This window comes from Parasulfitobacter algicola, assembly GCF_013315265.1.
In the GTDB taxonomy this organism is placed as follows: Bacteria; Pseudomonadota; Alphaproteobacteria; order Rhodobacterales; family Rhodobacteraceae; genus Parasulfitobacter; species Parasulfitobacter algicola.
Genome location: NZ_JABUFE010000052.1, coordinates 1 through 877, shown reverse-complemented (window position 1 = coordinate 877; position 877 = coordinate 1). Strand labels below are relative to the sequence as shown.

Genomic DNA, 877 nt, shown 5'->3' with positions numbered 1-877 from the left:
TTTTTATCAGACGATCACGATATCGTCGATAAGCGAGTTGGGGTCGGTCAGATCCGAAATGGCCAGGATATTGCCATTGCCAAAATCCAGGACCGTTTCAGGACCACGCGGTGAGCTGCGCACAGAGGCAAACGTATCCAGCACCTCTTGCACGCTCAGATCACCCTCCCACAACGCGTCATCCAGTCGGATCGTGTCGCGGTCCGCAAAGTCGCGGATCAGGTCGTCGCCGGCCGTATAGATGAACGTGTCGCTGCCCGGGCCACCCCAATAAACATCACGACCCTCGCCGCCCTGCAGATAATCATCGCCAATCCCCGAATACAGATAATCGTTGCCATCACGCCCCGTCAGCCAGTCGTTGCCACGATCCCCCCACAGCCGGTTGTTGCCCGCATCCCCCCGCAGGCTGTCGTTGTGAAGCGAGCCATACAAAAACTCTACCGACGTAAACACATCCCCCGAAGCTTCGCCCGTGTTGCGATCGGCAAACTGCAGATCAACCGTCAGACCCGTCCCGGACTGGCGGTAATCTGCACGGTCAAACCCGGCACCCCCATCCAGAGTATCCGCGCCAGCGCCCCCCATCAGAACATCGTCATCGCCCTGGCCAAACAATCGGTCTGCACCGCCACGCCCAACCAACCAATCCTCGCCGTCACGGCCATAAAACGTATCAGCGCTGCTCGTCCCGCGCAGGTTGTCATCAAAACCAGACCCGATCAGACCCTCAATCGACACATAACTGTCGCCCAAAGCATCCCCAGCATTCCGATCCGAAAACAAAACATCAGCCGTAACGCCAGAACCAGAATCACGGTAACTCGCAAAATCAAAACCCAAACCACCGTCCAAAACGTCAGAACCAGAACCGCCA

At 57.4% G+C, this 877-nt stretch carries 1 protein-coding gene; it reads right to left on the bottom strand.

Going from position 1 to position 877, the window contains the following annotated elements:
* Nucleotides 1-6: 6 nt before the first annotated feature.
* On the bottom strand, nucleotides 7-877 hold an 871-nt coding region (locus tag HRQ87_RS19985), incomplete at its 5' end, for a calcium-binding protein (RefSeq protein WP_281356706.1).